Here is a 25,544-nt window from a genome sequence, read left to right as displayed (position 1 = left end):
TCGCATAATGTGTAATTGTTTTTTTGAAAAATTGTTTTTGGCATCGCCTTATCGCTTCTGCCAAGCTGACATTTTGCGTCTCAGCCTTGCCGTGCCCGCTTCATATAGAAAGCGAACGACAACATTGAGTAGCACAACGAGCACTGACATCGCTGCCGCCGCTGCCGTATCACCCGCATCGTCCATGCTGACGATGGAAACCGAGGCAATTCGCAAGTCCGACGCATACAGAAAGACCAGCGCAGATACCGTCACCATTGCATTTACGAAAAAGTAAACTGCCATTTCTAATATGGCCGGCAAGGACAATGGCACCGTAATGCGAGAAAATGTCCGCAGCTTCGAGACATTCATGGACTCCGAGACGTTGTCGAACTCCTTGTCCAGCATTTTTAAAGTTGCGGTCGCCGTCATGAATGGAACGGAGTAAAAATGCACAACATTAGCCAAAACTAGAATGATCATCGTTCCATAAATAAAGTGAAACGGATTGGCCGGATGATTAAAGAAATAAATAAAAGATAATCCGATGACCAGCCCTGGAAGCGCCAGCGGCAAAATCGACAAGAAATAAGCAGCTTGCCGGATCGGACGATAGACACGTCCATTTTCGATCAAATAAGCAAACAAGAACGTAATGATCGTCCCGATTACCGCTGTCCAGGCGGCCATCTCAATGCTGTTCCAGAACGGATCGAAGCCACCTGCCGCTGCATTGGAGAAGTCGAAGTTGCTCCACGTTAGCGACATGTCATACGGCCACTTTTTCACGACCGAAGCAAGCAGAACAGCTCCCATTAACAGCAATATCATGGCTGATAAAACAATCGCATACGTATACGCCCAAACATTGCGCAGCCGATTGTTCTTCACGGAATAAGGAACAGACTTTGATGTGACGTACGCCTGCTGCTTCCGCGTGACGATTCGATCCACGATAAACGCGAGAATGGCGGGAATGGTCAGCACGATGCCGACTACAGCTCCCATAGACATATTTTGCTGACCGACAACCTGTTTAAAAATATCAGTAGCCAGCACGTTATACTGTCCGCCTACGACCTTCGGTGCGCCAAAATCAGTGAAGCTGAGCGTAAAACAAATGACGACTGCGCTGAGCAGCGCATATTTCACAGACGGCAGCGTTACGGTAAACATTTTTCGCAAGCTGCTCGCGCCCATCGACTCGGCTGCCTCATATAAGCGATAATCGCTGACGGCAAGCCCCGCGCACAAAATAAGAAACGCCTGCGGAAACGTATAGATGACCTCAGAAATGATGATGCCTACTTTTCCATAGAGCGGAATTCGCCATTCGAACGGAAGCATTCCGAACAACCCCGTAGAGATAAGGCCTTGATGACCAAATAAATAAGTAAGCGCGAGCCCGTGCATCATGGTTGGTGCGAATAAGGGCAGCATGGCAAGAGCTTTGAAGAAGGACTTACCTTTAATATTGGTGCGAGTCAATACGAACGCCAGCCCAAAGGCAAGCGGCACTGCAATCGCGGTTGTAGCTGTGGATACGGTAATCGTGTTCAGCATCGATTGAATGAGTGATCTTGACTGCAAATACGATGAAAAATGAGTGAAGCCAACCAGATTTCCATCCGAATCCATGAACGCCTGCTTAAACATCGCGAACAGCGGCAGGACAATAACAGTAATAAGTGTGAGCAGGACTAGCACTAGCAAGAGCTTAATAACCCCATTGCTCTCCCGTAGCTTTTGATTGCTTTTTCTCACCCACTGCGAGGGCAGAGCTTGATCTATTTTCCCTTTCATTCTCTACCTCCCCACGTTCCCAGCGATTGCCGCAGGATAATGAAGCATACGCTCTTGCGGCAATTGAAGATGAAACAGCTTATTGCGGGACCATTCAAATCGATTAGCTATTTGCGCGGATATATCTACCGTTACGCTTATGTCCGAGTGATTCCCGTGTTCATTCGCAAGCTGCAAGCTTACACGATAAAATGCGCCACGAAACTCCACATGCTGAACAAATCCGCTAATTCCGCTATCATTAGATAGGCCGACCGTATGCTTTTCCTCATCAATCTGGATATGTTCCGGCCTTATAGCTAACAAATCATTTGGGCTTGCCCCCATCCATCTTTCAGTTCCTACAGGAAAAAAATTAATAGCCCCAATGAAATCAGCGACAAAAGGCGTATTCGGCTTGTCATATACCTCCTGCGGCGTGCCAATTTGGACAACCCGTCCTTGATCCATGACGACAATCTGATCCGCCATCGTCAGCGCTTCCTCTTGGTCATGCGTAACCATAACCGTCGTAATGCCAAGTCGCTCTTGCAGCTCGCATAGCTGTTCGCGCAGCTTCTCCCGCACCTTCGCATCAAGCGCAGAAAGCGGCTCATCCAGCAATAAAATATCAGGCGATAAGGCGATTGCTCTTGCGAGCGCCACCCGCTGCTGCTGGCCTCCGGAGAGCTGCGCTGGATACCGATCCCTCACCTCAGTCAGTCCAATGAGCTCCAGCATCTCCTTCACGCGTTCTTCAATTTGACGCTTCGGCTGCTTCCCTTTGAGACCGTAGCCAATGTTGTCGCTCACACTTAGATTTGGAAATAGCGCATACGATTGAAAAACGATGCCAAAGTTGCGTTTGGACGTATGCTGCGTCGTAATATCATTCCCATCAAGGATAACGGTGCCGGCATCAGTCTGCTCAAGACCCGCGATAATACGCAGCAATGTCGTCTTGCCGCAGCCGCTTGGGCCGAGCAGACATGTGAATTTCCCTTTCGGAATATGAACGCTGACATCATGGAGTGCTTGAAAGCTGCCAAATGCCTTGCGAATACCATTAATCGCTAATCCTTCATTTTTCATTCTCATTCTCCTTGTGTTCTCGTAATAATCGTTCAAGAACGGTATGATGAAGTTAAAGCATTTGCATCGTTGATCTATTAGCAGTTTAAAATAGATTTGTTAAGTGAGTGTCAAACACAAGTAAAGATTGTGTGTTTAATTGCTTTTATTATGGTTTTAAGTTGTTTTAAAGATCCGAATGCTGTATTTTATGTGCAACAACCTTTTTTTCATTTCTTTAGCAAAGACAACAAACTAAAAAAAGGACGGGTTCTACACTTATGACAACGATTATTTTCGACTTGGACAACACGCTGATTTGGGATGAGAAAAGTACAGAAGAGGCACTCGATGCAACATGCGAAGCAGCCGAGCAAGCATTGGGCTTACAAATAGGACTTTTAAAGCAATCTATCATTCGATCTGCTCATTCTGTATTTCGTGAATTGGAATGTTACGCTTACTTAGCGAATATTGAAGTAACTGCGATGGAAGCGATGTGGGCTCGGTTTGATGATGGAGCAGCAGCAGAGCTGCAAATAATGAAAGAGGCAGCGCCTGCTTTTCGTAAAAACGTTTGGGAGAGAGGACTACAAGAGCTCGGCATCCACGATGAAGACCTTGCAGTCAAGCTAGCTGAACAGTTTCCAGCCGAGCGGCGCAAGCGCCCTTATGTATATGAAGAAACATTTGAGGTGCTCGAAGCATTATCTGCAAAATACCCGCTTATGCTGCTGACCAATGGAACACCTGATTTACAGAAAGAGAAGCTCTATGGCATTAACGGATTATCCGATTATTTTCCTCATATCGTTATTTCGGGAGAGGTCGGCTGCGGCAAGCCGGCTCCGCAAATTTTCGAGCACACGATGAATCTCGCGGGGCTAAAACCAGAGCAATGTCTAATGGTAGGAGATAATTTGTTTACCGACATTTTGGGAGCGAGCCGAACTGGTATAGCAAGCGCCTGGCTAAATAGATCGAGACAGCAACTGCCAGAAGGTGCTGCGCGTCCAACTTTTGAGATACAATCCTTGAGAGAGATAGAAGCGCTGCTTCCTCTATAAGTTGTTTTTAATACTATAAAAAGAGGCTCCACCTTGTCGTTTCGACGAGGTGGAGCCTCTTTTTAGTAATTTCTTCATATTGCGATTACACCTGTTTAACAACACAACCTTATGATAAAGAAGAATCAAAAACACACAAAAACAATTAATCACATTATTTAATGACATTATTTGTTTTTTTTTTAATCTATGTGTGGGAAGGATGTTGGATTATGGCCCCTATGCCATAAAAGTAAATCTACTGTCCCCTAATCGATTTCACGAGACACCTATTCGAAAAATTGGAGGTTATTATTCATGAATAAGACGATAAAAAAAGCATTTGTATCTACGCTTGCTGCCGTTACATTAATTACCGCATCAGGAGGATTTGTTCCGCTCAGCCAAACCGCTTTTGCAGCGGTCGTGAATGCCGACCTTCATGCAAAATTCAGCTTTGAGAACAATGCCGCTGATAGTTCCACAAACAATCTCTCGGCTGACATTGTCGGCACTCCTACTTACGTTCCCGGAAGAATCGGACAAGCCCTTTCTTTAAGTTCAACTAGCGCCAATAAACAATACGTAAATCTAGGCAAGCCATCACAGCTCCAATTCGGAGTCGATAAAAGCTTCAGCTTCTCCTTCTGGGTGAAGTCCTCCGGCGTAGATTCCGATCCTTCCATTTTATCCAATAAAGACTGGAACAGCGGAGCTAATGTTGGCTACAACCTCTCTCTTCATTCCGATAAGAAATTAAGATGGAATTTCAACACGGCAGGCGGAACACGCATAGATGCTGATATTCCAAACGTCGCTAATGGGAGCTGGCACCATATCGTCATCTCGCATGACCGTACCGTTGGACGCGTAGATTTTTATAAAGATGGCGTGCCTGTTGCAGTCTCTACTTCGAACGGGACCAAATTCAATAATATCGCTAGCGCAATTAGCATTACTGGCCGCACAGGAACGATCGATTCTGGCCTTTCCACAATGCTCGGCAATGATGGCACTGGCAAATATTCTGCAGCGTTAGAAGCGCAGCTCGATGAGGTTCTCATTTTGAATCGTGCGATCACCCCTGAAGAGGTTACAGAAATCTTCAATAGTGCTCCCCCCATTGTAGTCAGCGATAAATTCAATGGCACGCTGAAATTCGTAGGTGCAACAGCCACAGCTCCTGGCACAGAATTTAGGCAGATGCTCGACCTGCGCACCCCTTCCATGACAACAGCGATCGACGGCGCGAGCGTAGAAATTGCCTATGACAGCAGCAAATTCACATTCTCACGTGCAACGAAAGCAACGAAAGTAGACACTTCAACACCAGGCATCGTTAAGCTGGAGCTCCCAGCTGGAAGTGTATATAACAAAACCAACCCTTTAGAATTCGCGTCATCTACACTGTCCGATGTTTACTTTTTTGCGAAGGATGTTAGTGGACAAGGCACGATTCAAGTGACTTCTGCTGAATTTTTCGTAGGCGGTAATAAATATGTGAAGGAATCGTTGAACACGCCTGCGCAAACTGTTCAGATTAATACAAAAGCATCTGAGGATATTAACAAAGACAGTCATATTACGATCGGTGATGTTGCCTTGGCTCAAGGGAAATCCGTTCAAGAACTAACCAATATTGCTGATAAAGTAAAATATATGCCTTACAAACGAGTTGTCGTTATCGGCATTGACGGTGCCGGCATGTCGGTATCGAAGGATGCGCCATACTGGGAAACGCCAAGCTATGTGAAGGAAACGGTAGGCGACCGCCTAAATTTGCCTGCACTGCGCGGCATCATCGAGAAAGGCGCTGCTAGTTACTCCGTCACAACGACGCTGCCTACCGTTTCATCTCCTAACTGGGGTGCCATGTTAAATGGTGTGGACTACAGCAAGCATCAAATTGACAATACGATTAGCGCAAATAATACCTATAGTGAAACATCGCCTTATCCGTCCGTCTTCAAAAAATTGCGTGAACAATTCCCGGAGACTAAGCTTGCTGCCTTTACAACTTGGTCCAACATCATTAATGGACATATTGAACCTTCCCTTGGTGCCGAAGGATATTCTGCGGGCGATAAAGCAAACGTAAATGCTTTTGCAAAATATGCGGCAGACGGCAGAGCATACGATGCATCCCTTATTTTCTTCCAATTGGATGATGTGGACGGTGTCGGACACTCGCTCGGTTTCTATACGAAGGATTATTACGCAAAACTTATGGAAACAGATAACCTTGTAAAAACGATTTATGACTCGTTAAACAGCAAAAACCTGCTGGACGATACGCTTATTCTAATGACAGCCGATCATGGCGGCGGCACAGAAAACGCAGATCATACGCTCGGCAGCGCTACTGCCCATGGACAAGATTCGCCGCTTGCCAAAACGGTATTTATCGCAGCAAACGGAAGAACAATTGCAACGGATGTAGGCAAGGAGAAGCTTTTGCAAGGAGGAACAACGAAGGATATCGCTGCAACGATATTAGCTGCACTGGAGGTCGATTCGCCGATTGGCGATTCCAAGACGATTGACGGCATGTTCGTCCCTCAGAAGGATCAGAACAAACCGGATGCTCCGAATCTTCAGTTAACCAAAATTGTTGACACCACTTCTAAACAATTAAAAGGTTATGAGCTCGCCGTTAGTCATCTGAACACAGATGCTAAAGCCTTGGATATCGAATTAGAGACTGGCGATCTAACTGTCCAATCGATTAAGCCGCTTCAAGCTGGCATTACCGTATTACGAAATGAAAGTGCCAATGGAAAAACAAGAATCGTCCTCACAGCAGATTCCGCCATCTCGCCGGATCAGCCTATTGTACGGTTAGTAACGCAGTCCCAAAATAACGGTGCATCAGCGGTGCTTCATCAAGCGATGATCGCAAGTGGACAAGGAAAAGAGTCATTGCCTAACTTCACCGCTTCCGTTAAAGAAGAAGGGACAGAAACATCCGGTCCAACTGCTGTATTGGAAGGAAAAACGTCTGTCGTATCCGGTTCAACCTTTACGATTAAGCTAGGCTTGAATGATGTTTCGGACAACGTCTATGCACAAGATATCTCATTTAACTATGACCCGAATGCATTTGAATATGTAGCTAGCCGTTCACTTCTTGAAAGGGTTCAAATTGTGAATGCCATCCATGATGAGAAGGGCAAAATCCGACTCATTCTTGCTAGCGAAGGGGTAGAAAACGCGGTTACCGGAAGTAAACAGGTTGTGGAGCTTACTTTTAAAGCAAAAGAAATACAAACGGTTACTACAGGTAAAGTGACTGCGGATTCGATCTTAATTTCAAACGGCGAAACTGAAGTTAATGCTGCTCCATTCACCTTGAATATCCAAGTAACGCCAAAAGAAACGACAAACCCTGCCGATCAAAACCAAGACGGCAAAGTCAGCATTTCGGATTTGGCCCTCATCGTTATTCATTACGGCAAACGCGAAGGAGCAGCGGATTGGGAACAAATAAAACAAGCTGACGTTAACAAAGACGGTGTCATCGATCTATTAGATCTTATTCTCGTCGCTCGCTCCATTGTAGAATAATAAGTATCATTAGCAACTTGTCCCATATGATAAACTATAACATCCCCATGGCTCAGGCCTATGGGGATGTTATTATACTTTCATTTAGTTAGAAAGCGTTTGGAAAGCCTTGCGTTTACGCTTTGGCTAAATTATTGCTTACAGCCAAGAACGAGAAATGATGACAAGAAGGATAAAAAGGACAAGAATAAATCCAATACTTGAGAATCCGCCGCCGCAGCCTACGCCTACTCCTGCAACTGGGTAAGGTGCGCAGTTTCCAGGACCTACATTAGCACCTGCTACTCCATAGCTCATTTGTTCATCTCCTTTTTGTTGACTTACACAGTATCCTATGATTCTGGGGCAAAAGTGTATGGGCTTTTGCAGGAAATGAGCAGATGCCTAAAAAGGCCATCTATTATTGCTTGTCTGTGCATAAAGTAAACGAAGGAAACTTTTTTATAGGTACATATGGAATTAGAGGGATGGTGTTAAAATGGGCTTTTTGGACGCATTAATGGGGAACGCCTCTGAAGTCAATCCTGACGAGGCGCAAAGAGAATTTGGCAACTTGCTCAGTAGATCGGAGAATGTAGAAAGAGCGTACAAGCTAATTCGCGACATGTTTATTTTTACGAACAAACGTCTCATCATCATTGATAAACAAGGAATAACCGGCAAAAAGATCGATTTCCATTCCTATCCTTACAAAAGCATTACTCATTTCAGCATCGAAACAGCCGGAAACTATGATCTGGATGCCGAGCTGAAGATTTGGATATCAGGCAGCGTCGCGCCCATCCAAAAAACATTTAACAAAAACCTGAACATCTACGATCTACAGAAGGTTTTGGCTGAATATGTCTTAAAATAAATGATGAACCCCGCAGACCTTAGAGGTCGGCGGGGTTCATTTATTTTCGCGAGAGTATCATTGTATTCAGCCATGCCAGCTCCGAGAGCGTTAACGTACCTTGCTCCGCTTTCTCCCTCCATTTGGTGTCCTGTAGAAGCTTTTGCTCCGTAAATTGTCCGAGGGTGTTAATTAAAAGCTTTTGTTCTGCTTCTGATAGATTCAGATCTGATTTTCGATTGTCGGTTGGCAGTTTCATTTTCTCCAGTACCTTCTGTTTGAAATGGTCCCATCCTGTCCACTTGCCATTATCGTACATCAATCTTGGGCAAATTTTCCCGCTCCAATCGTAATGGCGACGCAGGCGATCGATTCCCCAGCCGTACTGCTTGAGCAGCTTTGCTGCTAATTCACAAGTATTGGATAGTGTTTTTTCATAGTCTCCACTCTCGCAAATCTCAATGCTTATCGATGTTCGATTCCCGCTTGCAGCGCCGCTCCCGTCGCCCGCATGCCACGCATTCTCATTCAGCGGTAAACACTCAATAACCTCAAACTCGTCCACAACAAGATGATAGGATGCGGTGCGATTATTAGTCGGGTTCGTGAGCCACGCCCTTTCATTTCTCGCTGAGCTGGTAGGGTTGCCTGTGTTGTGAATGGTAATAGATTGCGGCAGAAGCAAATGGCCTGGGCGGCGATTGTTGGGGGTGGATGGGGGTATGTGGTCGATTGTATATTTATTGGTTTGGATCATCATTTTCAACCCTAACTAAGGTCTGTTTGACGATTTGATGACCAAACACCGCAAATGCTCCAGCTAATAAGCCTTGAATAATAGCTTCAGCCCCCCAACCAATCAACCATACCGTAAGCCCTACAGCAGCACCAGTAACGATGTATACAATACTCCAGTTTGGCACGTGAGGCGTTTGCTTAAGAGAATAACCAAGCACCCAACAAGCAGCAACAACAATTAATAATTTTGGATCGATCAATTGAAAAATAGTTCTCCATTCCATATTAAACACCCTTTTTAATTTTGATTGTACTACTATCAAGTCGATCAATCCTGTTATGGGCTTGTTTGGCCGACTCTTCCACCCTCGTTACGCGCTCTGATAGCATATCAAATCGTTTGCCTTGCGCTCGTTGCTCCAACCTAACCTCATCTACGCCACGCATGATGTACTTTACATCCGTTCGCAAAATTGCGTCCTCGCCAGCCTCTGCTTTTACATCTTGTCTAGCTGTTCGGTTTCTGCCCAACCAGCCAATAGTTATCCCACTTATAACTCCCAATGCTGATAGCAGCATTATTATAGATGATTGCTCCATAAATACCCCCTATGACGTTCCCGCGTCCTCGTTATTTTCTTTTGCGACCGATTCCTTATATTTTTCTATACTTGGATATTTGGGCACTTTGCGATTACCTCAGCGATCACAAGAACGCGATCTTCCTGGGATAAATTGTAATTAGTAATAATGTCGATTATTGCACCCTCAGTGCTGTCATATCGAGTCACACAAGCGTTTGCGATTATACGAATCTTATCAGATGGCATTGCCAAGATTTTCACCTCTCCATTAAAAATCAAAAGCCCCTGTGAGGGGCTTTTACGCTTTTGTAAACAATTCAGCTAATGCTAATTCAATATCTGCTAAACGAGCTTCTTTACCAGCTAGTTGTGTCTTTATGATTTCGAACTCTTCTTCTCGTGTTGGTTCCCGGTCTTCATATTCATACCATAGTACTCCGGTTAACGTGTTGCCGTAGTGTATTGGTATAGGAATATAATGTAGATTTACGTATTACGCATCTATCGCCCCCTCTGGCACATCAGTTAGATCAAAATATACAGCTTGTACTCTAGCTTTGGAAACCCGCGTCTTCGTTATTTTCTTTTGCGACTGATTCCTTATATTTTTCTATACTTGGATATTTGGGAGCTTTGCTATTACCTCAGAGATTACAAGAACACGATCCTCCTTGGCTAAATTGTAATTAGTAATAATGTCGATCATTGTACCCTCAGCGCTGTCATATCGAGTTATACAGGCGTTTGCGATTATACGAATCTTATATGAAGACATTGCCATAATTCCACACCTCCTTTCTCAATAAAAAAACAGATCCCAATGGGGAACTGCTACAATGTAAATAGTTCAGCTAAAGCTAGCTCTATATCCGCGATTCGGGAGTTTTGCATAGGGATTGTCTCTTTTATAGAATTGATCTCTGCCTTGTATTCATTCTCGCTTAAAGGCTTCAACTCAGGAACAGCTACGATCTTCCCATTTAGAAGCTTATACCAACCACCGTTTACGCTGAACGGCAGTTCACCATCATGTGTATATGGCACGTAGCCCTCATGTTCATATTCGATGTAATCCCGAATGATGCTATCCTCGTCCAACTTAAAATAATGTGTCTTACTAGCCATTATATTTCCCTCCTAATTATGTGTAATAACTGCTGTACCTGTGGTGCCTTGTCCGATGTTTTGTTGAGCCTTGCCCATTAAAGTCGCTACACCAGCCCAATTCCCTCCGGAGGAACGCCATGCCCAATCGCCTACTTTATGAACTAAAAAAGTAGTTTGAGTTGAGAAATTGGCACTATGCCACGGTGCGATTATGTGACTGCCATCAGGGAGCAACTTACTGATAGCGATCCCTGAGTTTCCGTTTGTGTTAGATCCATCAAACTTGCCTTGAAACTTCGATAGGTTCGTCTGAATGAATGTCGACGCTCCTGTTCTCTTATAAACAAGCAACCCACCTTGAGCTCCATTCCCCATTGAACCAAGAACGTAAAGATAATTTCCATCAGGGGAAAACTCAGCATCCCATATATACCACTGGTAGAAACTTCCGTCTAATACAACTTGATCATCAGGAAAGCGATACATGTTTCCGTTAGCATCTATATTCGCCATTTGCCGCGGGGAACTATTGTTTCCTAGCATGATTATAAACCCGTTATCAGGCGAAAACGCAAACGCGCGAGCATACGACCCGTAAAACGGACTAGGCCTATACGAGAATGCGTCGCTGTCCATATTCGGCCTATAGTATAGATACATTACGTTATTATCCAAACCAGTAACCAACATCTTACCATTAGGCGACCATACAGGAGGTGAGGCGCTTCCTGCTGTGCTAGTGGGTAGACTCGGTAGATCCGCCAACTTAACCAGTACATCTCCAAACCTCCTGAAAACATGAAGGTATGGAATAGCTGATTCATACGTAACTGCTAAACAGTTACCATCAGGCGACCATGACGCTCCTGTAGCCGATCCAAGAAGCCATGAGGCCGGATTTGCTAACTTATTAAACGTGTTTCCTGTTCTCTTGTACCAAGCACCAAACGGCGCGTAATAGCCACTCAAGAACATATAGTTTGCATTAGGAGAAAAAGAAACCCTTAACGCTCCCACCAACATATCGTTTATAGTACATGGAGTGAAAGTCCCGTTGATGACGTCTGTCCATACATAAGTCGGGCCATCTGTATAACCTGTACACATTGCGAGAAAGTTTCCATCACTGGATATATCGGAATGACATTCCGGCTTATTAGCTGTGTAATTCCCCGGCCTGTTATACTGCATTGGGAAATTGGCTCTTGAATAGATAGGATCATTAACCGATATATTCTCTCCGGCTAGAACTGTCTTTGCATATTGACCGTTCGATGCTTCGGTATATGTGCCATTAACTCCAAACACATTTACGCCAGCTTTGATATTAGCAGCTATAAAATCGGGATCATTTGCAATAACGGAACCATAACCATTAGCATTCACACCTGCTGTATAGTAGCCTGTGGGCGTCTCCATAACAAGATTACCCCCAGCGTCCGCTTTAACTGAAAGGGCAGTCGTATACCCCCCGTTCATAACAGACATGGCACGGTTTGGCATAGTACCTGTTTTCTTAGTGCCACCTTGATAGTACGTTTTCCCTAGTAGCACTTCGGCGACAGGGGCATTAGCGTCAGTACTGATTGCGCTAATCTTAGCAGCTAGTTGAGCGTGAGTGTCGGAACCTGTTGCCGCTTGGCCCATGCCAGTAACAGCAGCTGCAACCGCCGTTTTCCCATTACTGGCAGATATAAAAAGCTCACTCAATGCACCTTCGACGTTTGTTGCAGTAAAAATATTACCCGCATCTGCGACTGTAATCATAGACGCAGCATGCGTCGATGGATGCGTATAGTTATTCGCCCCAGCTGCAATCCCATCCAGCTTCACCTTATCTGCCGCAGACTGAAGACCAGCTGTGGAAGTAGTAGCTACAGCCGTACTTGCCTTAGCATTCCAAGCCGTTTTCTCAGCGTCAGTCACAAATCGATTGCTCGCATCCTGAATAATAACGGATGCAGGATGATTAGCCGGATGCACATAAGCATTCGCCCCAGCAGCAACGCCTGCCAGCTTCGTTTTCTCCGCTGTCGTATAGTCCTCTGTAGATAGCTGCTTTCCAGCCACTTTATCTACCTTGTTACTAACCGCAGTATCCAATATATCCGCATTCCCATTTAAATCCGCAATATCGACAACATCAGTTCCTTCCGGTTTTTTCAATCCTAAATTCCCTGTCGTTTGCATATTTTCACACTCCCTCGTAAACTCTTAATTCACTCCATGTCTTGCTTCGCGCTTGATTCCATGTCATCGTTCCTATCTGATTCCACACTGTATAGGTGTATTTCAATGCAAAAGCTAAATGAGCCGGCTTAATATCCTCTAGCATTTGGATAAAGCCAGCCATATTGGGCGGAATCCCCTTCGTCCCGACAAATACGACCTCGAAACGGCTCTCTGCCGGATATTCAACTACATTCACCTCACCGCCAGAGAAAGCAATAGCTGTTTGGATAATTTTAACTTTAGTCGTCGTACCAGCTCCGCGCAGCTTGGCTAAAATACTCTCGCGTCGTCGAGCATCCGGCAAAGAGGAGTCGCTTTTCAATCCAAGCACATTTTCCCATCGCGTCAGTCCCCACGTAGCCGAATGTACAAAATATTGGTCAAATGCCGTTTCAATCGTCTCAGCCTGCTCCCCTAGTTCGCCGCCAAGCTTAGATTGAATAGCTAGCATTTCTACGATTTCATAATAATAGGAAGGCAAATATTTCATGAGATCTATTTCCGTATGGAGAATCTCCTCCCCGTCGTCCCTATCTTCCCCATACGTCTGTTCGCCAAATAAAGCTAGACTATAGGACAATACCTACACCCCCTTTAGCTGATTCCAGGTTACTCCCGGTCCAAGCTTTCCGCTGGCTAGATCATAAGCGAGTTTCACCGCATTGGCCGTCGCCGCTTGTACAATACTCGTGCTGTTAACCGCATTGTTTAATTGAACAACACCAGCAGCTGTTACCGACGCAGCAGGCAATCTGTCCACGGCAACGGTACCCGAGGTAATATCTGCAGCCGCGTGAGCATGCGCAGCCGGGGCAAAACTTACAGGTTTGCCGCTAATACCAGCCCAAGGCGCGCTGTCCGCTGCTTCCGCACTATCGATCTTTCCGTTGTTGTTCGTATCGTAAATACTTTTGAGCATGTCGCCCGTCGCCTGCGCTGCAGCAAGCACAATATTCCCGCCGGCTGTACCAATGTACAGCTTCTGGGTATCTGTGCAGTACCCTAACTCACCGACTTCAAGCAGCCCAATGCTCGTTTCCAAACCTCGCCTCAATTGAATGAGTACTTTTCTTGGCATCTGCTCGCCTCCTTAGAACGTACCGCCATCAATGACGGCAACCCTTAAGCGATTTCCGTTCGCAGCATCATAAACGATGCTGTCTGCATCAATATTTGCTTCTATGCCTGTCGCATTAACGAGCACGCCTTTGCCAGCTTTTGCGCTAACTGCTGCACCTGCCACCGCAATCCCGTTCCCCGCTCCAACGCTAAGGGTGACGGTATCGGCCTGCCCTCCGCCTGTAAGTCCGCTGCCAGCTGTAATCGTCTGAAGCGCGCCGCCAGTTCGCACCCATGCGGTACCATTCCAGCTAAAAATCTTCTGCTCATCATCGATGTAGCATGTCCAGCCTACTTGCGGCGTGTATAAATCCCAAGCTGTACCGTTCCACTCGGCAATTTTGTTAACTTGCGAAGCCCACACGCCCGTTGCGCCTGCAGGAATCAAATAACGATCCGCTAAAACAGGTGAAGCTGGCGGGGTCACTAAGTCCTTATCCTTAACCGAAGCTTGCGGCTCGATATTATGCTTCGCAAGCTCAATTTCATTTCTAATCTTTTGCGCTGACCACAAATCGGTGATAGCCAAGCCCGCATCATTAATAAGCCTGTGCTTGGTTGGATCGTCCAGATGCGTCTTAATCTCAGCAGCTGTTTTCACGTTCACTCCATCGGACACCTTATTTACATTGCCGCTGGTTACGTTAGCTTTTAGCACCTTTGCATAGGTTGCACCTTCTGAAATGTCATCCAGCGTTCCCGTCAAATCGGTAAGCTTCTGCGCATTGATTCTTCTCCATGCGGTACCGTCGTCAGCATACAAATATCCATTGTTTGTACCGCTGCTCACGTAATACAACCTACCCATGGCTGCTGCGGCTGGTCTAGCTGCTTCTGTGCCGGATAACGCGCGTCCTACCATGCTATTTGTTGTCCCATCACCGACATAAACTTCCTTCGTATCTGTGCAAAATCCCATTTCGCCAGCCAATAAAGCGCCGAATGCAGTTAGCTCTGCTTTTGTTCCACGCTTGATCTGAATCGTCTGTGACATTTAATTCCTCCTCAAAAATGATCCGCCATCGATACTTCCGCTTTTCTTGTATCTCTCTACTTCTAATTGCGTTGCAGAAATACTCACCTGCAAATCATTAATATCTGCTGCTTCCACCCGATCGCCTGGCGTCTCGTAGGTAACAAAGACGGCTTCAGCTTGCGCAAAAAGCTTAATTCGGAGCCTCCAAGGCGTCTCAGCCGGTACAGTCAGAAAATAATTGTGTATTTTCTCGCCCGATAGGCCGGGTCCTGTATAGACCTGAATACTGTCCTTGCGTATGTCATCATGTGCAAGGTCTCCCTCAAATAGCCCTCCAAGAACGGCAAGCTGCTCTTCTATAACGTACAGCTCGCTACCTTCCTTTTTGTTCAGCTTCACCGTAAATTGATCTACCTCCGCAGGATATCGCATAGGCTACACCTCCAATTCAACAAGCCCCGCAATAGGTACTTCATCAATTTCAAGTCCGATATTTGCGCTTCCGCCATTCAGTAAAAGTCGATCGTAGTCTAAGACCCCCGGTATAGCTAAAAGCAAAGTACCGAGCTTAGCGATACTCACATAATTAATGCGAAACGCCGTTTCATCTAAATAGACAGTGAGTGCTTTAGCAAAAGCCGTGCTCACAAGCTGAATCGTATATCCTGCTGCAAGTGTAACCTTAGCATTGATGCCAATGGGCACACTCAAAGCCGAAACGATTGAAACCTCTGCACCGATCGGCCTGTTCTCATTAATATAATCAAGCACCGCATGCTGCAGCACCTCGCTCGCTGGCTGCTTATCCGAATTGACGATAACAACCTTCACGGTCCCCGGACCATCCCATAAGGGCATCACTCTTGCTCCGCCAACACCGGGAACCGACAGCGCCCATCTCATATAATCTGATACATTGCCGCTCGTCCCCGGATTTTGAACCTCGGCAAAAAAGCGGCTGCGCAGCTGTGTATCCGACTCCTCGTCCTCACCTGGTACCAGCACATCGACTAGCTCTGCACGAGCAAGCGAGCTAATATAATCGATAGGCAGCATATCGCCAAACTGCTGATTACCAGCTGCTCCCTCTGTTTCACTTTCGAGAACAAAAGAGCCCACTTTCAATCTCTCTCTTACGATGTAATTAACCGATTCTGCCGAAAAACGGCTTCCAATCGGCACGTCCATTGCCGCTCCGCTGGAGCCATAAAATTTACCGAGCCGCTTCGCTCTCGTAGCCGCTTGCCTATTGACGCCAAAATCAGCTGTACGCCTAGACAAATATTCCCCGCTCGATGTATCTGCAAAAGCTAAATCAATATTGACGTCCAGCTTAGCATAAAGCTCAGAAAGCTCTGCAGCCGCCGGTGCCAGCGCATCATAAATAATGCTGCCTTCCCGCTTATCTACATTACCTTGTACACGATCCAGCATTCGCTGGAGCAAATAGCTAAAGGTCATGTTTTCATACATTTTGGCTTACCTCCTCTCCGAAGCTTCCAAACTCCGTTACGACAGTAAACTGGACAACGATAGCTTCATCTTTAACGTCGTACTGAAAATCAATGACATCACTCACCCGCTCATCTTGCAAAAGCGCCTCTTGAATGCTGCGCTTTAGCTCTGATTGAACATAAGATGGCGATCCTCCAAGCAAGCTCTCCAGCTCGGTACCATAATTGGTGCTGTAGCAAAAATAGCGGTATCGCTCCGTTTGCAATATTTTGAATACAGCCTGCTTTACCGCTTCTAACCCGTCAGTCCTGCCTACGATCCGTTTGCTTGCTAAATCAAGCTTATAGGTCTCGCTCGTTTCGAGCTCCTCTACCGTCGTTACCTCCGCAACATTTGCTCCCTGTGGAATCATGGCTTAGCCACCTTATCGAGTACTACAAATTGTTGACCGCCTTGTACGCGGAGCATTAACACCGCATCTCCCGCTTCCAAGCCTGTGCGGATGACCAGCTTTTCAGATGTTTTCAGCTGAGTTTCATACTTAACGAGGCTTTCCGGTATAATTAAAAAATCCTCTGATAAAGTAAAACGTTGATCGACGTTTACTTCCAGAGGATTGATTTGAATGACTTTTCCTACCATGACGGCTAGCGGATTCCCTGCAGCGTAGGCTGCGGCTCCCGCTTTCTTGATCGACTCCAATAATGCCATTAAATCACCCTCAATTCCAGCTTCATCGTATGCGAATCTCCTTCGAATTTATGCGAGCATTCATCTACGAGAAAATATTGGTGAATGCCGAGCTCATCAATCACTACGGGTACATAACATCCCGCTCTAACTCGCAAATCACCAATGGCATCAATACTGATGCTCTTTTGCTCACGGTTTTTCAGCATCATCAGTTGGCTAAGCTGTTCTATTATTTGTGCCTCATTCATTTTCTCATCCGCCTGCTGATAGAGCAAAAGCCGTCCCCATTTCGCAATTGATGCGCTATCCTTCTCTACGTGATATTCACGTACGCCTATATCTTTGTTATCCTTATAAATCATAATTTGATTGTATGTGTCACCGTCAATTGATCGCTTCATTCCATAATCAAACATAAGGCTGTAATCGCCAATGACAAAATCAACCTTCATCTCCTCCACATTGCGCAAGGAAAGCTTTCCGAAATCATCCAAAAGTATAAAATTTCCGCCTGAATGAATGAGTGTTAGATCAAGTGCCTTACAAATAATATCAAGCAGCTTTTTATTATCCTCCAGCATGGATGGAATTTTGTACTTGGTATCCACGAGCACGCCTGTCTCCAAGCCAAAATCATCGGCAATTTTCTTCACGATTTGAGAGGCGGTAACCCCTTGAAATTTATAAAAATAATTGCTTAATAAATAGCGAATCTGATCATAGGCTTTTATCGAGATTCTCTCATCCATACCGGTATTCACTTCAAATACATATCCGTAAAATACATTAATATTATCTTTGCGGACACGAATGACATCGCCATTGTTCACCTCAAATGAAGCACTTTGAAATGGACTTCCTTTAAGCACCGTCATATCCAGACTAGACGCCGCTCCAATTCGTTTCGTCTTGTAGGTGAGCGAAGGAACAAGACTCGTAATATTCCACACTTTACCATTGCGGTTATCAATTAATATTTCCAGCATATGATCACCTCGGCAGCTTTAGCGTCATCCCGATGGGCAGCTTTTTGAGTTGTGCATCCTTAATGCCGTTCAGCTTCTGAATTTCCCGCCAACGCTCTTCTTTGTGAAGCTGAACGCGAGCTACCTTAATAAGCGTATCCCCTGCAACCAGCTTATAGGTGCTTGGAGCTTGCTTATCCGATGGCCGTGAGTTAGGCTTCACGCTTGCTTCTCCCTTTTTAAACACTACGGGCCTGGCACCATAAAAAGCAAATTCTTTCAGTGAAATACTGTACTCGATATCCCCAGAGCCCGCCGCTTCCTTCCATTCGAATTTTTCAATGCTCATCGGCAAATTAATATCGAAGGTTGCCCCGGTATAAACAAAACGGATCGGCCACTTTTTCTCCATCCAATCGAGGATAACCATGACATAAAAAGCAGGGTCTAACCATGTTTTGCTGACGACAAACGGATAGTTCGTCTTTGGGAAAAAGCTTTCAAAGGAGATCGTCGTGAGCTTCGAGCTTTGAATGAGATTGATTTCGCCTAAACCGGATACCTCGTAGGTCTTGCCCCCAGCACCATCATTAATTTTAATGTCTGGAGGATTGACCGGGAGCTGGAAGCCCTGCTTTTGATCATTGTAGCTAAGCCAGATTTCATAATCATAATGCGCATTTGAAATCATCTGTTGTACACCCCTTCCGCAGATGAGGCAATTTCATCGTTCAATGAACGCTCGATACGCCCGATAATCGTATCAATATCATAGCCATTGTTAATATCACCAGTTTGCACGCTGACCGTAGGCTGCAGCGACACGAAGTTCTGAATGTTCTTCATCTCCGCAAGCTCCCGCATCGTCTTCAAATCCTCGCTGGAAATCTCGACAGAATCGTTGATTTTTCCAACTTCGCCGACTCGGTCGATGTTCGAAGCAGACCCAACATTAGGAATCGTAAACGCTGTAGAGTCCTTAGATGCGGTCATTTTATCTTTGTCCCCAGCCATTTTCGTTAAATTATCTAGACCAACGGATTTCTTAATAAAATCCACATCAAAGTTTTCTGTAAAATCTCCTACTGCATTAAAAGTGTTTTTAATACCATCCTGAATACCCGCCTTAAACTTGCTGCTGTCTACACTGTCAAGTTGTAGTTTGACACCTACTTCAATCCCAACAAATTTTCCGATAGTGCCAACAACCTGATCAACACCTTCTAAAAATAGGTTGATTATCTCAATGAACCCGTTAATAAAACCTGTCCATAAATCGATATAAAACCCAACAGCTTTTGCCATCACATCTCCTAGCGTACGAAAAACATCTGCAACAAAATCTCGAACAGGTTTTAAAGCTACTATTAGGCCTAGGAAAGCAACGATTAAACCAACGACCAATCCAATAATTACAGATATCGGATTAGCCCACATAGCTGCTGATAATCCGAGCTGCACTACTGTGGCTACCATAACTATGAATCTATAGGCCGTCATTAATCCACTATAAATAGCTGTTGCAATAGAAACTGCTTTAAGTACCGCATTATACGCCCAAAAAGCTGCAACTATCCCTAGCACAATTGGACCTACAACTGGTAGTGAAGCAACTAACAAATCCCCTAAACCACCAGCAATTTGCATGACAAAAATCAACCCTTGGGCAAGTGCTGCCAATCCAATACTCACTGCCTCGAAGAAGATCAGAAACCCTTCTGATTTAAATGCAGCATTTAACTGCTGTAACATTGGAACGAGTAAAGTTATTGCTCCTGTTCCCGCACCCGCGAATGCGGCGTTAATATTTTGGCTTAATATTTCTGCTTGCTTAGCGGGACTCGAAAGCATTCTATTAATTGCCTCTTCACCCATTGCCGATTGTTCTAGAATTTCATCAAATGCTGCGATGAAACCATCCATTTTTTCTGGGGATGCTGAAGTCTTTAAATCCATTGAATCAATGGTGGATTGTTTTACATTAAACTGTTTTGTTAATGTACTCGTGTCTCCCATATATGCTGATTTTACGGCATTAGCAGCATATTCTGTCCCTCTTCCTCCAGGATCAAGTGCGGCCATACGAAGCGATAGCTCAGATAATTTATCAAGCTGATCATGATTTTCAGTCATAGATCTCATTGACATTACACCTCGGACTGCTCCTCCTTGATCCATGCCATAATTTACAGCATTACTTTTAATACTTGCAAAAAGAGCTTCAACTTCCGCACCATTTCCCATTTGCTTAGTCATAATGCTTTTGATCACATCTTCATTTAATGCTCCCTCAATGGACATTTGCAAGATCGTTTTAAAAGGTTTGTCGTATAAACTATTCAACTGTCCTGTTAGTCTACCGAGTATATCTTTCCCAGCATTAGCCAAGGAACTGCCTGTTCCAGCTGAAACTTGTGGGCTAGACGGAGCTGTCGCAGAAAATTTAGAAGCATCATTCGTTTTTCCTTCAATCGCAGACATTCTAGCCAACATCATACTCATGAATGCTGGCTTTTCACTTCCTAATGTATTAGATTTAGGTTCACTTTGGATTTGTATAACTGTACGAATTTTATTAGATAAGCTATCTAGATGTTTTTCAAGATCTTGAAACCTATCTATATTGCTAGTTAGTATTGAGTTCATGCTAGTAAAAGCAGAATTCACTTTTAATACTTGCTCTCTAGTTCTGTTCATTGCTTTTGTGGAGTTAACACTTTTATTCAATTGTTTGTCGAATTTATTAAGTGTCAGCAACGATTTCTTCAAGTAATTGGTCATGCTATTAATAACTTTTATAGAGCTATTAACGGTCATTAAATTACTCGCCATCCTTCCACCCCCTTCACACGGGCAAAAGCGCTCCCTCATGGGAGCGCGGCCCGTCCTTATTTTCGTTTTGCTTTGGCGCGCTGTTTCTTCTCGTTCTCGATACGAACGTCGATCATCGCATAGATCGCCGCTTTCTCCCGCCGAGTCATGGTCATGAGCTCATGCGGAAGTATACGAAGCTCGTGGAGGGCGTAATAAGCGTAATTCGCTTCTCCGTCGCCCTCTTTTATTAGTTTTTTACTTCATCTGCCAAATCGTTTAGGCTTTGGTTAAAGCCGTTGATTTCCTGCACTCGTTGTACGAGTGAGGCATATTCACCAGGGAGAAGCATTTTGCGCAAAAGGTTCTCCGCACCGATGATGCCGTACGATTTTTGCAAATCTGCATCCTTTAGGTTCGGGAATTGAATGCTGCTGACGACAAGCTTAGCCAAATACTCGTCTGTATTGGTTTCTGGAGTGAATGCGCCATTTTTCCCCTTTACCTTGCGGGTAGATGACTTGCGGCACTCCTCGTTCTCCGCTTCCGTCATACTGCGCAGCTCCCAAGCGACAGCCTGCCCTTCTGCATCCTTAAACCGATCCGATACGATAAACGGCTGCGTTGTCTCCACAGCCGCATTTTGTGCAAAAAATACACTTAAATCACTCATTGTCTCTTGCCTCCATCATATTTAATTTCGCCTTAAGAAAGAGCTGAGAATTGCTCTGCAATATCCAATCCTTCAAAAGTGAATTCCAGCTCTTCTTCAAGAGCTTCGCTTTCCGTATCCAGCTTACCGATAATAACCTTATTCAGATTCACCTTATGAAGGAAAACCGTCTGCTTGCCCGTAGCCGAGGACGGATCTTCATTAATAATGGAAATATCAAAATAAGCATCCACGCCGGTATTCACATAATCCAGCATCATCTGGCGGAATTTTGACGTTACATAATAAATGGTCATCGTGCCTGTACCCGACCATCCCGTCGCTTTATGCTGCAAGCCGCGGTGGCCAAGCGTCTTGATCTCAGCCTTTTGCTTCTCAATGCTTGCCTCCAGCGTCTTGATATAAAACATCTCTTCCTGCAAACCATTAATAATGGTATAAGCCCGTCCTTCGCGGCCCGAAATCGTATCTCCTGCGTTCAAAAATGCCATATTACTTCACCGTCACTTTCATATATACTTTTTCTACGCTATCAACCGGTTGGATATGTGCCTCGATAATAATGCTGTCCGTATCGACGCCAGCTGCAACCGATAAATCGGCTTGGGCATCAAAGTTTTGAATAGCATTGAGCAACTGAAGATTGTTCAAATATTTCAAGCACTCGTTGCGGAACAGGCTTCTGCCATCTGCGTTATTATCAACTTTTCCAATATAAAACGACTCGAAAATATGTTTAAAATCGTTCGCAATACCGTCCAGCACACGAATAACTCGGTTTTTGGAGAAGGCTTTGCCTTTCTCTGGTGAGTAGCCAGTAAACGTATTGATATCCTGCTCAACAATGACTCTGCCGCCGCTTACCGTGAACAGAAACTCACCAGCTTGCAGCGCCTCCACCGTTTGCGAATTCGTATAACGAATGTCCGCATCAGCAGCCTCCTCATAGGCTTCATAGGTCAGCGATTTATTCATCGGTGCTCCGGCAGTTGCCGCAGCAACCCAAACCGTTGCCTTCTGTGCATCAAGAACCGTTCCATCCAGCAGCTTGACGCCATTTTTGACACTGATGACCCCTTCAGAATCAGCAGATGGATAATTCGCCAGCACGACCTGAATTTTGCGGCCTTCTTCCTCGCGCAGACGGCGGGCAAAAGTAGCATATACCGATTTTAAGGACAAGTCGGCGGATACTAGCGCAATGGTATTAAAATCCTTCAGCTCAATTTGCGCCAAATAGTCGGTATGGTCTTGATTCGTTACGGTACCATTGGAGCCGCCAACAAGCGGAACGCCTGCTGCTAACGTCAATGCTCCTGTACCGCCAAAGCTTACAAAGGCATTCGATTTCAGCTCTGCGATATTCGCTGCTGTTTGTGAGTCAACTGCCTCTTTAGCAACAAAAGTGATGACATCAAATCGTGCTTCATCGTCAACATTTTGTTTGACCGCAACGGTGATGTCATTGCCTCGAACTCCGCCGAATTTAGCTGTAAGCGTTAGGCTGCCAGCGACAGCCGTCGCTTTTGTTCCTTCGTTTAGTCGGTATAAGAGCAGTGTTTTTGCTTTCTTAAATGCTTCGCGTACCAGCAATAGCTCAGGCGCACTTAGATCATAACCAAGCAAGCTTCGCAGATCATCGCCAGCGTTGATCGCAATAACAGCCTTCGACTGCCCCCAGTTAAGGTTTAGCGGTACGGACACCGTTCCGCGCTCTCCCATGCTGCCTACCGTTTTCTTCTCGCCAACCAGGTTAATGTAAACGCCGGGGCGCACCTTATTTTGTGATGTATAAGTTCCTCCTGCCATGTTCTACATGACCTCCTTTTTCAAATAGGCTGTTATCATCGATAACGCTTGTTCGTGAGTATACGTTTCTTGCTCCAACAGCACGGCGGATAGTATATCCTTCTGGGAAGGCGTATACCGTCTAGCCGACTTTAGCTGCTCCTTGATGAACCTTGGTTCGAGCTCAGCTTCCTGCAATCTGCTTTTGTTCATTTTGTTCTGCCTCCGCCCTCTTAAGATTTGCACCATTTCACCCACCCGCGCTCACATCTGAGCCACCTCCTCATCTGGATAAAACAAAAGGGACGCTCGGTGTCGTCCACCGCTCGTCCCCGTTTATGATCTTTGGTACAATATCATAATATCACGGTTATTTGAGCGAAAACGGACATTAGGCGGACAGAAAGCGGACAACTTCTTGAAGCGCCTTTTGCTTCCATCTTCGGAATGTGCGATCAACGATCCCCAGCTCCGAAGCAACAAACTCTGTAGGCTTTCCTTCTATAAAACGAAGCTTCAGCAGCCGAGCGTAATCGGGCGCATATGCTTCTAACGCTTCAAGCGCTTGATCGATAGATTGCAGCTGCTTCTCTATATCCTGAAGCTCGCTTATTTTATCGATGACGCCCATATAACCTTCAAAGCCGCCGGAGCCTTCTCGCGCTTCAAGCACCTTCTCAATCTTTTTCTCCAGCTCTCGCAGCAGCTTCTCATCCGCTGGACTTGCTGTTGCACGGCTTTTCTTTACTTCGTTTAGCTGCGCTTTCGTTCCAATAGGATATTTCGATAGATTCGCATGCGCCGCTGCTTCGATACGCTGATCCTGCTCATCCAAGTACATATAGGAAGGCAGCTTGCGCAGCTGCCGATGAAGCTCCTGCAAATGATCATCCTCAGACACTGCGCTAAGACGCATGCCTGGTCCTACCGAGGTACCCTCCAGCTGTTTCTTTCTCGCTTTTAGCCGTTTATATGCATGCAATTGATCAATCACCTGTTGTTCTGCATTCATTCAAATAACCTCCCCTAGGTTTTAATGAATATTGAGTATTTTAAATACCATTCACAACAAAAAAATATAGCGATATCTCCGGTATTGACAATACTCCCAATCAAAAATATACTTACTTTTAAGTAGTTAAAATAGCGAAAATGATCTGCTGATACATTTCTTTAAGTGTTCGTCTGATGAATCTCATTGTATTTGGTATTTTAATTACCGTCAAGTATTTAAAATACCAATATTCAAAAACGGAGGGTATTTATAATGTCATTGGGTGCACGAATTAAACAACTGAGGGTTGAGCGCGGATTAACGCAGCAGGATGTCGCCGCAAAGCTTGAGATGGGCCGCTCTAACTTTGGTCATATCGAGAATGATCGGGTAACACCAACAAGTGAAGATTTGCAAAAAATGGCGGATATCTTACTAACAACAACCGATTATTTGCTTGGCCGCGATGCAGCCTCGGCAACTATACCTGAGTGGGCAACGTATAAAGATAAGCGCGACTTTAAAAAGCTGCTTGAGGAAGACGGGGAAATTATGTTTGACGGCGTGCCGCTTAGTGCTACCGATCGTCAGCGCGTCATGGATGTGCTTACAGGGTTGTTCTGGGAAGCTAAGCATATGAATAAGCACAAAAAAAAGACCGAGCCGACTAACGATGCTCCTGATGATGCCAAAGGGTAGGTGTTGCTATGGATAAAATGATTTTGAAGCTCATTCGAAAATATAAGACTAACGATCCATTCATCATCGCTGAGGGCCTTGGCATTCATATCCGTTACGCCGACCTCGGAGAAGGCACGCGTGGTCTCTATTTCAAAAAACTGCGCCGCCGGTTTATTGTCATTCACGATTCGCTTCCGGATAATTGGCGCCGCTTCGTATGCGCGCATGAGCTCGGGCATGACCGCTTGCATCCTGGCTTCAACCGTTTTTGGCTGGATGAGCAATCGTTTTTTAATGTTGGAAAATATGAGCGACAAGCCAGCAAGTTTGCCGTAAGGCTGCTGACAGCAGGCGATTCTCCTGCTCCCAGCGAGACGCTTGAAGAGCTGCTTCGAAGAAATGGCGTGCCTGCGGAAATGCAGAAGTTTTATTTTTAATTAGCTGTATT

Annotated in this window: 28 protein-coding genes; 5 read left to right on the top strand and 23 right to left on the bottom strand. The window is 45.2% G+C overall.

The features are described from left to right. Positions 1-48: 48 nt before the first annotated feature. Both AB4Z45_RS18655 and AB4Z45_RS18650 read right to left on the bottom strand, forming a co-directional pair. On the bottom strand, positions 49-1,785 hold the full coding sequence (locus AB4Z45_RS18655) for a putative 2-aminoethylphosphonate ABC transporter permease subunit (protein WP_441910767.1): 1,737 nt from the start codon (positions 1,783-1,785) through the stop codon (positions 49-51). Between the two features lie 3 nt (positions 1,786-1,788). After that, on the bottom strand, positions 1,789-2,856 hold the full coding sequence (locus AB4Z45_RS18650; RefSeq protein ID WP_441910765.1) for an ABC transporter ATP-binding protein: 1,068 nt from the start codon (positions 2,854-2,856) through the stop codon (positions 1,789-1,791). A 260-nt stretch (positions 2,857-3,116) separates the two neighbouring features. Between AB4Z45_RS18650 and AB4Z45_RS18645 the strand changes: the two genes are divergently transcribed. Together AB4Z45_RS18645 and AB4Z45_RS18640 are read left to right on the top strand one after the other, a co-directional pair. Next, on the top strand, positions 3,117-3,902 hold the full coding sequence (locus AB4Z45_RS18645) for an HAD family hydrolase (RefSeq protein WP_441910764.1): 786 nt from the start codon (positions 3,117-3,119) through the stop codon (positions 3,900-3,902). Between the two features lie 297 nt (positions 3,903-4,199). Next, positions 4,200-7,445 carry a LamG-like jellyroll fold domain-containing protein gene (locus AB4Z45_RS18640; RefSeq protein ID WP_441910762.1) on the top strand — a complete coding sequence of 1,082 codons (3,246 nt, stop codon included), beginning with the start codon at positions 4,200-4,202 and terminating at the stop codon, positions 7,443-7,445. Positions 7,446-7,583: 138 nt separating this feature from the next. On the opposite strand, the gene AB4Z45_RS18635 is transcribed toward AB4Z45_RS18640, so the two are convergent. Then, positions 7,584-7,742, bottom strand: a complete 159-nt coding sequence (locus AB4Z45_RS18635) for a sporulation protein YjcZ (RefSeq protein WP_441910761.1) — start codon at positions 7,740-7,742, stop codon at positions 7,584-7,586. Between the two features lie 181 nt (positions 7,743-7,923). On the opposite strand from AB4Z45_RS18635, the gene AB4Z45_RS18630 reads away from it, so the two are divergent. Next, the gene (locus AB4Z45_RS18630; protein ID WP_076269741.1) at positions 7,924-8,301 is read left to right on the top strand and encodes a PH domain-containing protein; all 378 of its coding nucleotides are present in this window, start codon (positions 7,924-7,926) and stop codon (positions 8,299-8,301) included. A gap of 40 nt (positions 8,302-8,341) precedes the next feature. On the opposite strand, the gene AB4Z45_RS18625 is transcribed toward AB4Z45_RS18630, so the two are convergent. From AB4Z45_RS18625 to AB4Z45_RS18530, 20 genes are all read right to left on the bottom strand, one after another. Then, the gene (locus AB4Z45_RS18625) at positions 8,342-9,040 is read right to left on the bottom strand and encodes a peptidoglycan recognition protein family protein (protein WP_441910759.1); all 699 of its coding nucleotides are present in this window, start codon (positions 9,038-9,040) and stop codon (positions 8,342-8,344) included. After that, positions 9,021-9,302, bottom strand: coding sequence for a phage holin family protein (locus AB4Z45_RS18620; RefSeq protein WP_441910758.1), 282 nt, complete (start codon positions 9,300-9,302; stop codon positions 9,021-9,023). Before AB4Z45_RS18620 ends, AB4Z45_RS18625 begins: the two co-directional genes overlap by 20 nt. 1 nt (position 9,303) lies before the next feature. Further along, entirely contained in the window at positions 9,304-9,618 is a 315-nt protein-coding gene (locus AB4Z45_RS18615; protein ID WP_441910757.1) for a hypothetical protein, read from the bottom strand. An 815-nt stretch (positions 9,619-10,433) separates the two neighbouring features. Beyond that, a complete protein-coding gene (locus tag AB4Z45_RS18610; protein ID WP_441910755.1) occupies positions 10,434-10,727 on the bottom strand; it encodes a hypothetical protein in 294 nt (97 codons plus the stop codon). Between the two features lie 12 nt (positions 10,728-10,739). Continuing rightward, a complete protein-coding gene (locus AB4Z45_RS18605) occupies positions 10,740-12,899 on the bottom strand; it encodes a WD40 repeat domain-containing protein (protein ID WP_441910753.1) in 2,160 nt (719 codons plus the stop codon). A 4-nt stretch (positions 12,900-12,903) separates the two neighbouring features. Continuing rightward, positions 12,904-13,521, bottom strand: coding sequence for a putative phage tail protein (locus AB4Z45_RS18600; protein WP_441910751.1), 618 nt, complete (start codon positions 13,519-13,521; stop codon positions 12,904-12,906). 3 nt (positions 13,522-13,524) lie between these two features. After that, entirely contained in the window at positions 13,525-14,019 is a 495-nt protein-coding gene (locus tag AB4Z45_RS18595) for a tail fiber protein (RefSeq protein ID WP_441910749.1), read from the bottom strand. Between the two features lie 12 nt (positions 14,020-14,031). Continuing rightward, the gene (locus tag AB4Z45_RS18590; protein ID WP_441910747.1) at positions 14,032-15,054 is read right to left on the bottom strand and encodes a DUF2793 domain-containing protein; all 1,023 of its coding nucleotides are present in this window, start codon (positions 15,052-15,054) and stop codon (positions 14,032-14,034) included. Beyond that, positions 15,055-15,468, bottom strand: coding sequence for a phosphoglucomutase (locus tag AB4Z45_RS18585; protein WP_441910746.1), 414 nt, complete (start codon positions 15,466-15,468; stop codon positions 15,055-15,057). A gap of 3 nt (positions 15,469-15,471) precedes the next feature. Further along, positions 15,472-16,509, bottom strand: coding sequence for a baseplate J/gp47 family protein (locus AB4Z45_RS18580; RefSeq protein ID WP_441910744.1), 1,038 nt, complete (start codon positions 16,507-16,509; stop codon positions 15,472-15,474). Beyond that, positions 16,502-16,903, bottom strand: coding sequence for a DUF2634 domain-containing protein (locus AB4Z45_RS18575; protein WP_441910742.1), 402 nt, complete (start codon positions 16,901-16,903; stop codon positions 16,502-16,504). Before AB4Z45_RS18575 ends, AB4Z45_RS18580 begins: the two co-directional genes overlap by 8 nt. Beyond that, positions 16,900-17,202: a DUF2577 domain-containing protein gene (locus AB4Z45_RS18570; RefSeq protein WP_441910740.1), complete on the bottom strand. Its 303-nt coding sequence runs from the start codon at positions 17,200-17,202 to the stop codon at positions 16,900-16,902. Before AB4Z45_RS18570 ends, AB4Z45_RS18575 begins: the two co-directional genes overlap by 4 nt. After that, positions 17,202-18,170, bottom strand: coding sequence for an XkdQ/YqbQ family protein (locus AB4Z45_RS18565; protein ID WP_441910738.1), 969 nt, complete (start codon positions 18,168-18,170; stop codon positions 17,202-17,204). Before AB4Z45_RS18565 ends, AB4Z45_RS18570 begins: the two co-directional genes overlap by 1 nt. Before the next feature lie 4 nt (positions 18,171-18,174). Next, on the bottom strand, positions 18,175-18,840 hold the full coding sequence (locus AB4Z45_RS18560) for a LysM peptidoglycan-binding domain-containing protein (RefSeq protein ID WP_441910737.1): 666 nt from the start codon (positions 18,838-18,840) through the stop codon (positions 18,175-18,177). Further along, on the bottom strand, positions 18,837-20,981 hold the full coding sequence (locus tag AB4Z45_RS18555) for a hypothetical protein (protein WP_441910735.1): 2,145 nt from the start codon (positions 20,979-20,981) through the stop codon (positions 18,837-18,839). Before AB4Z45_RS18555 ends, AB4Z45_RS18560 begins: the two co-directional genes overlap by 4 nt. A 229-nt stretch (positions 20,982-21,210) precedes the next feature. Further along, a complete protein-coding gene (locus tag AB4Z45_RS18550; RefSeq protein ID WP_339207329.1) occupies positions 21,211-21,633 on the bottom strand; it encodes a phage tail assembly chaperone in 423 nt (140 codons plus the stop codon). Positions 21,634-21,665: 32 nt separating this feature from the next. Beyond that, complete coding sequence (locus tag AB4Z45_RS18545; protein WP_076269725.1) at positions 21,666-22,124, bottom strand: phage tail tube protein; 459 nt, start codon at positions 22,122-22,124, stop codon at positions 21,666-21,668. A 1-nt stretch (position 22,125) separates the two neighbouring features. Further along, positions 22,126-23,442: a phage tail sheath family protein gene (locus AB4Z45_RS18540; RefSeq protein ID WP_441910733.1), complete on the bottom strand. Its 1,317-nt coding sequence runs from the start codon at positions 23,440-23,442 to the stop codon at positions 22,126-22,128. Positions 23,443-23,445: 3 nt separating this feature from the next. Further along, positions 23,446-23,634, bottom strand: coding sequence for a hypothetical protein (locus AB4Z45_RS18535; RefSeq protein ID WP_441910732.1), 189 nt, complete (start codon positions 23,632-23,634; stop codon positions 23,446-23,448). Positions 23,635-23,812: 178 nt separating this feature from the next. Next, positions 23,813-24,433, bottom strand: coding sequence for an ECF-type sigma factor (locus tag AB4Z45_RS18530; protein ID WP_339207323.1), 621 nt, complete (start codon positions 24,431-24,433; stop codon positions 23,813-23,815). 255 nt (positions 24,434-24,688) lie between these two features. On the opposite strand from AB4Z45_RS18530, the gene AB4Z45_RS18525 reads away from it, so the two are divergent. Next, on the top strand, positions 24,689-25,114 hold the full coding sequence (locus AB4Z45_RS18525; RefSeq protein WP_076269721.1) for a helix-turn-helix domain-containing protein: 426 nt from the start codon (positions 24,689-24,691) through the stop codon (positions 25,112-25,114). A gap of 8 nt (positions 25,115-25,122) precedes the next feature. Beyond that, a complete protein-coding gene (locus AB4Z45_RS18520) occupies positions 25,123-25,533 on the top strand; it encodes an ImmA/IrrE family metallo-endopeptidase (RefSeq protein ID WP_054026730.1) in 411 nt (136 codons plus the stop codon). The last annotated feature ends 11 nt before the right edge of the window (positions 25,534-25,544 follow it).

The organism is Paenibacillus sp. MCAF9, from assembly GCF_052114265.1.
In the GTDB taxonomy this organism is placed as follows: Bacteria; Bacillota; Bacilli; order Paenibacillales; family Paenibacillaceae; genus Pristimantibacillus.
The sequence above is the reverse complement of the archived record's forward strand: the minus strand, read 5'-3'. Positions and strand labels throughout refer to the sequence as shown.